The sequence below is a fragment of the Nonomuraea sp. ZG12 genome, from assembly GCF_052068115.1.
In the GTDB taxonomy this organism is placed as follows: Bacteria; Actinomycetota; Actinomycetes; order Streptosporangiales; family Streptosporangiaceae; genus Nonomuraea.
This window is the reverse complement of the sequence record NZ_JBQHCW010000058.1, coordinates 1-9,210: the sequence shown is the minus strand read 5'-3', so window position 1 is coordinate 9,210 and position 9,210 is coordinate 1. Positions and strand designations below refer to the sequence as shown.

Annotated in this window: 3 protein-coding genes; 1 reads left to right on the top strand and 2 read right to left on the bottom strand. The window is 65.7% G+C overall.

Annotated elements, in window-relative coordinates; all coding sequences use genetic code 11:
* Window positions 1-518: 518 nt before the first annotated feature.
* On the bottom strand, window positions 519-1,064 hold the full coding sequence (locus ACTMTF_RS48970; protein WP_441116969.1) for a hypothetical protein: 546 nt from the start codon (window positions 1,062-1,064) through the stop codon (window positions 519-521).
* A gap of 104 nt (window positions 1,065-1,168) precedes the next feature.
* Window positions 1,169-8,065 carry a DNRLRE domain-containing protein gene (locus tag ACTMTF_RS48965; protein WP_441116968.1) on the bottom strand — a complete coding sequence of 2,299 codons (6,897 nt, stop codon included), beginning with the start codon at window positions 8,063-8,065 and terminating at the stop codon, window positions 1,169-1,171.
* 594 nt (window positions 8,066-8,659) lie between these two features.
* Between ACTMTF_RS48965 and ACTMTF_RS48960 the strand changes: the two genes are divergently transcribed.
* Window positions 8,660-9,210 (top strand): site-specific integrase (locus tag ACTMTF_RS48960; RefSeq protein WP_441116967.1); only part of this gene is annotated, 551 nt, incomplete at its 3' end.

Genomic DNA, 9,210 nt, shown 5'->3' with positions numbered 1-9,210 from the left:
GGCTGTCATAAGCCGGGATCTCGTGACCAGGCCCCAACCCCACTGCAGATCGAACGACTGCGAGCAACCACCGAGCAACCACCGAGCAGCCATCGGGTAGGCGATGTTCGCCTGCCCGCCAGGATGACTTGTAGTCGCGAGGGTGATACAGAGTCTGCTTGACGTGCATGGACGCGGTTTTCGGCAGGCACAGCGCCCTGTGGAATCACCATAGGAGGTGGGAAGCCGTGCGCGCCCTCAAGGTATGCAGGTTATTTCTCATTCCGATTCCCCCGTGGACACAGCCTTCTGTGGTGTGTAGAAACGCCATATCGCATCCGTGGGGCGCTGGTAGCGCGCTGGCCTCTGTGGCACGGGAGGATCGGCGCGCAGCGCAGCGCAGCAAGGGCAAGGGCGAAGTCGTGACTCACATATGGCTCACCGTGACTCGCGATCAGATGACGCGACTACAGATCCGCGTGAAGCCGCAGGTCAGCGTGGCAGAGTGGGTGGGACTTGAACCCACGACCCACGGATTATTAGGGGATACCCCCCAGCAACCCCGGCGATGAAACCCAGTCGCGGTCGAGGAAGCGTCCCGTTATTCTTCCCAGAACGACCAGATACTGCTCCAGTACGTCTGGCAACGGCGTCTGGTCGTTGAATCTCAGATCTGCGCAGCAGACGCTGTATTCCTCCTCGGCAAGGAACTCGACGTTAAGTTCTCCGTCGTGAGCGTAGAACGGTGGATCGACCTCGCCGACCGAGGCGAGATAGGTGACTTCGAAAACGCGATGACCGTCAAGGCTGAGTTCGACGGGCGACGGCAGTGAACCGCTGAGTCGAAGGACATGAGACCAGCCGGGATTGAGTGAGGATATCCATACCTGCTCCATCCTGGACGATGGCGGTATCGACCTTGCGGCAGTCTTTATATCGCATGAGACCATAGTCTCCGGTGCGACTTGCAGACGTAGGGCCACCTCTCGGAGGTCTTCGATGTCGACCCACTGGGCCTGGAATTCGGGGCCGATTCCATGTTCGCTCAGGAGGCGATATTGACTCTCCGCCGGAAGGCTGTCCACAAAATCACCTGAATTCTGCTTGTCTCTGTATCGAGCAAGGGCCGGAGAGTGGCACTATAGCACTCTCCGACCCTTGCTGCAATATATGCGCAGGCTAGTTGGGCTTATGACTCAATGAGCACCCAGAACTTGTTGTCCTCGCCGACACGGAAATCTCCATAGAACTTTTTCAACGCATCTCCTTGCTTTCTGTTCTGTACTCCGTTCAGGGCCTTCAGAGAATAGTTTCCTTGAGCGAAACTAGCGCCCTGCTTGGTCGAGGCGAACGGATATTCATCGCACTGATTGCCCATGCCGATGGGCAGCTTGTCCGGCCTCGTCGGGGCTCGGTACTTTTCCGGCATGTAGTACTTGCAGTAGTTGATGTAGACCCTGTGCTGGTGCTCGTCTTTCTCCGCTTGGGTATCCCCCGGGATCAGCCAGTGCATCTCTTTTCCAAGCACCCCCACGTCCATGTGCATCTCGATCTGCGAGAAGTGCTTCCTGTTCTGGGTGTTGGTGACGCCGGGCGTTCCACGTGTCAACGGCTTGGCCGCGGGGTTGGGCTTGCCCGTGGAATCGAACTCGGGCGCGGCCCAGTTGCCGGGAATTGCCTTGTTCTGTGGCACCGGGCCGGTATACCGCGAAGGCGGGAAGCCTGGCGTGCTCCAGTTATGGCCTGGTCGACGCGGGGGGAAGGTGCCGGCGTTGTTTGGATTGAGCGCCTCCTCGATGTGGTCGATGACCTGTGGGAAATCAGTGTCCCTGGACTTGGACATGACGAATACGCGATTGGCTCTGGTGTTGACGCAGCCCCCGAAGCGGTCTTCGATGTCCGGATCGCTGGCGCCGAAGATCCTTCTGTCGCAGCGGAAGTTCGGCACCCATTTGAGGTTATAGGGACTGTCCTCACCGTGTCGGCGCTTGCCGATGGTTTTGCCGTCATCGTCCACGACCTCCTGGTTCCAGAGGTATAGTGTCGCCGTCCCCTCATCGGTGTAGATGTTGAGGACAGGCAATATCGAACAGACGGCGACACCGGAGGCTGGCAACTTCGGATGGAAGATGGCCGTCGCGTCAGGGTGGGTGTGCCATTCCGAGACGTCTGCTGTTGTCAAGGCCGCCTCGCCGCAGTCGGTGGTGGGTGAGGATGACCCCTGGTCCACCATCACCCGAATGGGTAGACCACTCAATTTGTCCGACGAATACTTGACGCGTCCGTCGTGGTCGACGACAGCGAAATCGTCCAGGCGGACGAACATTTTCAGGTCAGTGGGCTTGAGACCGGTTCCGGCGCCGCCCACCACTGCATTCCCGGTCGGATCGCCCAGGTAGCTGTGAATGATCCAGGTCGCGCGAAGGCGAAATGCATCGTCGTCGTCGAACGGCTCTTCGGCAATTTCCAAGACTTCGCTCAGAACTTGCTTGCCCAGAAAGCCCGTCAGGCTTGTGGATCCCGACGTGGCCCCCTTCGCGTTCGCCTTCCGCCAGGACCCGGAGTCGGGGTCTTGTTCAAAGTCCTGGATGTAGAGGTACGCAGACCAGCACGAGTTGTAAGGAAGTTCCCGGATGCGAGAGTCGTAGTCCTCAGGACGCCCGCTCGGAGCGATCATGCAATCTGCGAGATCGAGGCGGTCGTAATCGAAGTTGCCGGTTTGCGCCGCAACTTGCGTGGGCGTGGTTTCCTGGGGCGCGGGCGCAGCCATGGTCGCCGTGGCCGTGACCGATGCGACCATGTCGGCGACAGCATCGACGCTCAACGGGCGTTGGTACATTCGGACGTCGTCGGTGCCTCCGGCCATCACCGCGCCGATCCGCAGCGGAGCCTGGGCGTCCCAGGCGGGGAAGGACAGCTGCGCGGTCCCGGCCTGTGCTCCGTTGAGGTACAGGCTGGCCGTCCGAGTGGCCGCGTCATAGGTTCCCGCCAGATGGAACCACTCATCGGTCGGCGGTTCGACGCCCGACAGGACGCCCTCGACCGTTGGATCCGTGGCGTCAGCGCTGGTGAAGGTGAACACCAGTCCGTGCTCGGCGGTGTTGCCGAGCCGGAACGGCGCCTGGTGGGTGCCGTGCTGCTCGGCGACGGTGTAGTCGCCGTCCTTGTCGCTCCAGCGCAGCCAGGCGGCGGCGGTGAAGCTCTGGTCGGTGCGGATCACCGCGCCAGCCGTCTGAGCCAGGGGTTCCTCGCCCGGCAGAATGACGTCCACCTTCACCTGCTGCCAGCCCGACCAGGCCGAGGATGCGTCGCTGGCGACCGCGCGCAGTCGCCAGCGCACCTTCCACCCGTCGGTGAGCGTGTTCGCCGGGACGGTGAGGCTCGTCTGAGCGCCGGAGGCGATGTTGTCCACGGCGCCTGCCCAGATCTGGCCGGTGCCCTGCCCTTCGGGCGCGGCAGGGTCGTGCTCGATCTCGGCCTCGGCACGCAGTACCTGGCCGGTCGGGTGGGTGAGGGTGGCCTGCAGCGTGGGAGTGAGCGAATCGGTCACTGTCACACCGTCCACCACCTTGGAGGGGGCGATGGTCAGGCCGGTGGCAGTGGGCTTGGGCAGGTTGACGGTGAACGCTTGCCAGTCCGACCAGGCTGAGGTGGCGGTGGCCGAGACCGCGCGGGCCCGCCAGCGCAGCTTCCAGCCGTCGGCGAGCGTGTTCGCCGGGACGGCGAAGCTCGCCTGGGTGCCGGCCGGCACGTTGTCGGCGCTGCCGGTCCAGATCTGGCCGCTGCCCTGATCGGTGGGTGCGGCAGGGTCGTGTTCGATTTCGGCCTCGGCCCGGAGCGGCTTGCCGGCCGGGTCGCTGACCTGGGCGAGCAGTGCCGGGGTACGGGTGGGGGTGACGGTGATGCCGTCCACCTGCTGCGACGGGGTGATCTGGAGTGCGCCGACGGCCGGTTCGGAGGCCGGGTCGGGTACGTCGATGCTCAGGGCCTGCCAGTCGGACCAGGGCGAGCTAACCGTGGTGGCCGTGTTGATCGCCCGGACGCGCCAGCGTACCTTCCACCCGTCGCTCAGCTTCCCGTCGGGGACGGTCGCCGAGGCTTGGGTGCTGGAGGCGACGTTGTCGAGGTCGCCGGCCCAGATCTGGCCGGTGCCCTGACCGGTCGCGGCGGGGTCGTGTTCGAGCTCGAACTCGGCCCGTACCGGTTGGGCGGCCGGGTCGGTGACCGTGGCGCGCAGAGCCGGGGTCAGGCTGGTGGCCACGGTGAGGCCGTCCACCACCTGGGAGGGGGTGGCCTGAAAGGCGCTCACCGCAGGGTTGGGCACGTCCACGGTGGTGGCCTGCCAGTCCGACCAAGCCGAGGCGGCCGAGGATGAGACCGCGCGGGCTCGCCAGCGGATCTCCCAGCCGTCGACCAGCTTCCCGGCAGGCAGGCTGATGGTGGCCTGGCCGCCGGAGGCGACCGCCGGTGAGGCGCCGCTCCAGACCTGGCCGGTGCCCTGGCCGGTGGCGGCCGGGTCGTGCTCGACCTCGAACTCTCCAGTCAGATTGCCGCCAGCGGTATCGGCGACGGTCGCGGACAGCTGTGGCGTGAGTGAGGTCGTGACCGTGACGCCGTCCACCGAAAGCGCTGGGGTGATGGCCGGGGCGGAGACCGCTGGTTGCGATGCCGGTCCGCTGGTGGTGACGGTCAGCGTCGGCGGCAGGTTGAAGTCGGTTTCTTCGGAGGAGGTGAACACCCGGTAGTTGTTGATGTTCGCCTCGCCGGGCGACTTGAGCACCAGGCCGTGGTTGGCGGCGCCGGCGGCCCAGTCCTGGGCGATTCCGGTGACGTTCCAGTCCATGCTGTCCGGATAGGTGGCGCAGTTCTGGTCGACGCCCTTGAAGTTGGTGGAGGCATCCTCGGTGGTGAGGGCGGGCTTGTTGGCCCAGTACAGGTTGTCCGCGTTCCACGCGTCGGTCAGGCGGGCGACCTGGATGCCGTTGGCGAGCGCGGCGCCGCAGTTATGGCTGTCGATGGTGTTCATCGACAACGTGGCGTCAGTCACCGTGCTGCCCTGCAGGCCTGCGGTGTCGAACCGCAGGTGCACCCGCGCCTTCATGCCACCCGTCATGGTGCCGGCCATCATGTACGGGTTGTCCGGGAGTGCGGGCAAGCCGTCCGAGCTGACGTCGATGTCGGCACCGAGCGGCAACGTGACCGCTGCGGCCACCCGCACCGGATAGGTGGTACCGGCGTTCACCAGGAACGCCTGATCTGGCTTGACCACCAACTCCGTAAGACCACCCTTGGTGACCACATCCGTGCCAGCCTCGGCGCGCTTGACCGATGCGGGGCGGCCCTTGCCGCTGCCGTCCGACACGATCGTCCGCGTTCCCGCGGCGACCAGCTTCTTGTCCTTACCCTTCAGCAGCAGCCGGCCGCCCTTGCCCTCGGACAGGGTCAGGCCCTCGTCTTCGACGCCGACCCGCAGCTCCACCGCCTTGGCGGGCCGCTGCCGCAGCACCACCTCATACCGGAATCCGCTAGGCAACGCCGTCACCACCAGATCGGCACCGACACCCGCGGCGTCGGTGTAAGTGGCCACGCTGCCCTTGACCGTCGGCTTAGGCAGCGGCGTCGGCCAGCGAAGCGCGTACGACTTGCCATCGGCGGACATCTTCACGAACGGATCCATGCCACCGGCGGAGAGCTCCACGACCGCGCCCTCGGCGAGGGTCTTGGCCCGCAGCTTGCCGCCCTGCTCGTCCAGGGTGGTGTCGACCGGCACCCAGCCGCCGCCCTGCCTGGCCCGTACCGGACCGGCCGCGACCTCGGTCTTGAACGTCCTCCCGTCCGGCTGCGCGTAGGTGATGCTCGTCGCGGTCGTCTCGTCGGCGACCTCGACCGGCTTGCCCTGCTCGGCCGCCTGCGCGGCCGCCGCGGTCCGCGCCTGCGACGGCACGTTGGAGATCGCGTTCCCGCTCTTGCCGGTGATCCACGCCGCGGTGTCGTTCAGGCTCGCATCGTGATCGTTGCCGGAGGAGTCGGCAGCCGTACGGCCGTCTCCCTCGTCGAACGTCCAACGAGCGGCTGCCTGGTCGACCGTCCGGAAGGACCACGAGTATGGCTCCATCGTATTCTCCCACGCGTCGATCGCTTCCGAAACCTCGACGGTGTACTGCGTGCCGGGGCGGAGCGGCTGCGTAGGTATGAAGGTGGCGATCTTTCCTGTGCTGTCGAGGTCGGTGCTGCCCTGTACGTCAGTACCTTGAGCGTCCTTCACCACGATCGTCGGTCCGGCGACCTGCTCGCTGAACGTCACCCGGACCCTGCAGTCCAGAGGGACGTCGACCGCCTCGCTGGCTGGTTCCGTCGCCCGTACCCGTGGCGTTGACGTATCCTCGTCGTCTACGGTGTCGCTGTCGTCGCCATCGCCGGGATAGGGCACGCTGGGAGAGAGCTTGTCGGTTCCGATCAGGGCGGCTTCACCGTCGCGGTGCTGTTCGGTGGCGGCCGCCAACTCCTCGCTCATGGCCAGCGAATCAGCCGATTCGGGCGTTTCCGGCACGTAAACCGACTTGGTGAGGGCTTCCTCGTACTCAGGGATCGAGGTGAGCGGATCGCGCGAGGTGATGACGACCGTTTCCCGGTGGGGTGGCACCGGTGGCTCGAAGTCGACGGTGAGTCTGGGGCCGTGTGCGGGATAGCCGCTGGTCTCCTCCCGGGTGCGGTAGCGGCGCCAGTTCCGCTGCTCGGATTCGTTACCCGCGCGGAGTTGGATGCCGTAGTTCGTTTCGCCGTCTGCCCATTCCTGGACGATGGTGTTGACCGAGTGGATGAGGTCGTGCTCGTAGTTCATCGAGCCGGTGCAGTCGGGACTGTAGGCCCCGTACTCGGTGTCGGCGCCTGTGTTGGTGACCGTCGGCTGGTCGTTCCATTGCAGGCTCAGGTGGTCCCAGTCGGAAGTGACCCGCCGGGCGGTGATCCCGGATCCGACGCGATCGCCGCAGTCGTTGGACAGGTAGTTCCACAGCTCCAGGTCGGCGTTCTGGATGGTGGAGCCCCAGAACGGGTCGCTTGGCTGGGGGAGCGGGAACTGGATGTAGGCGCGCCAGCGCTTGGCGATGTTGCTGGCGTAGGACTTGCCGACCCACATCTGGTCGCGGTAGTGCATGTCCCAGCTGTCGGTGAGGTCCACGTCATTGATGTACGTGTCCATCGGGTCGCCGGGGGGGCAGGGGTCGCCCCCGAGGGTGCACTCGTACCAGTCGTCTTCGACGGCGGCCATGGTCACCGGGAACGTCGTTGCCGGGTCGGCGAGGAAGGTCGGGTCGGGGCTGTACACCAGCGCCGAGCCGTCCAGGCTCACCTGTGCCCTGCCGATCCTGACGGCGCCGAGGTCGGCGTTCGCGTCGGCGGCGGCCGCGTCCAGCAGCGCCGCGGGCCGGATGGCCAGGCTGCGCTTGCCGTTGTCGCTCTTCAGCGTCGGCTGTCCCTTGGCGTTCTCGCCGAAGGCGATGCCCTTGGGCAGTTCGACGGGGACGCGGAAGGTGACCGGGCCGGCGGGGCGTTGCCGGATGACGATCTGCTGGCGGAACCCGGTCGGGGTGGCAGTGACGACCAGGTCGATGCCCTTGCCGTACGCGGAGGCGTAGGTGGCGGTGCTGCCGTTGAGCGTGGGCTTGGGCAGCGTGCGCGGAGCGTCGATCTGAGCGGCGATGTTGCCGCTCTTGCTCTTGATCACTTCGGTGTTGCCGCCGGTGGACAGCAGCAGGCTGTCTTTGGCCGCCTTGGGCTTGATGACGCCATCTGCCTCGACGAGGGTGGTGTCGATCGGGGTGAAGCCGTCACCCTTGGCGTTCTTGACCCGGATGGGCTCCAGGTACTGCTCCATCCGCAGGGTCTTACCGTCGGGGTTGGCGTAGTAGGTGGCGCTTTCCGAGCGCAGTGACTCGATCTCGATGCGCCGGTTGTCCTTCTTGGCCTGCGCCAGCGCCTTACCGGTGGGCGTGGCGGGGGCTTTCGGCGGCGTCGTGGGAGTGGTGGAGGGGGGTGGCGTGAGGCCCTGGGCGATCGCGGGCACGCTCAGCAGCGAGAGCGGCATGGTCAGAGCCGCGATCAGGGCAGCGCGGCGGCGCGTCCGGCTGGATAAGCCGGACGCTGTTCGTGATGGGTTCACTCGATCCTTTCGAACAAATGTGGCAAAAACGAAGTGATCATCACAGGTGTTGCGATCAAAGTAAAGATCCTTTTTAGTGAGCTAGAGAGCGCTTTCCGTGATCGTCGCAGGACTCGAGGCGCCGGACGGCTCGGCGGAGTTCACCATGGGTGGCCACATGGCTCTTGGCCTGCATGGATGCAGTTTTCGGCAGGAGCACCAGCGCGGCGCGCTCCACCGCCTCGGCGCGCTCTAGGACCCGCTCTCCGGCGTGCACTACACCCTCGGCGACGAGAGCGCGATCTTCGCCTACCGGGTCAGCAGCCTGTTCCGCGTCAAAATGTAGCCACGATGGCTCTGACCTGTGGTTTAACGGGGTCTGTACCTGCAGACAAGATCGCGTCTTGTGTTTGTCCTGTACCGCTTCAAAACCGTGAACTGCATCAGCGGCTGGCCGCCGAGCAACAGCAGCGCGGCGCCCGCCTCAGCCGCGCCGGGACGATCAACGTCTATGTCTCCACCTCCCGGCCGTCGCCGGTGATGGTGTGGACGCCCGCCCACACCTCGGCCTTTCTCACCCGGGCGGCTGTCCACCGGTTGTTCGCCCTGTATCGGCTGATCGCGCTACGGGGGCTGCGCCGTGGTGAGGCGGTCGGGCTGCGCTGGAAGGACGTCGATGTGAACGCCGGGACGGCCGGGGTGCACTGGCAGATCACCCAGTTGGGCTGGGAGCCGGTGCAGGGCAGGCCCAAGACCGAGGCCAGCGACCGCACCATTGCCCTGGACGCCGACACCATCACCGCACTGCGCGCCCACCGCAAGCGCCAAGCCGCCGAGCGGCTGGCGGCCGGGCAGGTGTGGACGGAGAGCGGGTTCGTCTTCACCGACCAACTCGGCCGGCCGCTGCATCCACAGCAGGTCAGCGACCAGTTCTACCTGCTGGCCTTCGAAGCGGGGCTGCCGCCGGTGCGGCTGCACGACCTCAGGCACGGGGCCGCCTCGCTGATGCTGGCCGCCGGAGTCGACTTGAAGATCGTGCAGGAGACCCTCGGCCATGTCTCCTCCACCTTCACCCGCGACACCTACACCAG

Coding starts and splice junctions, on each gene's coding strand:
- ACTMTF_RS48965 (WP_441116968.1), bottom strand. CDS start 8,065: ATGCCGCTCTCGCTGCTGAGCGTGCCCGCGATCGCCCAGGGCCTCACG.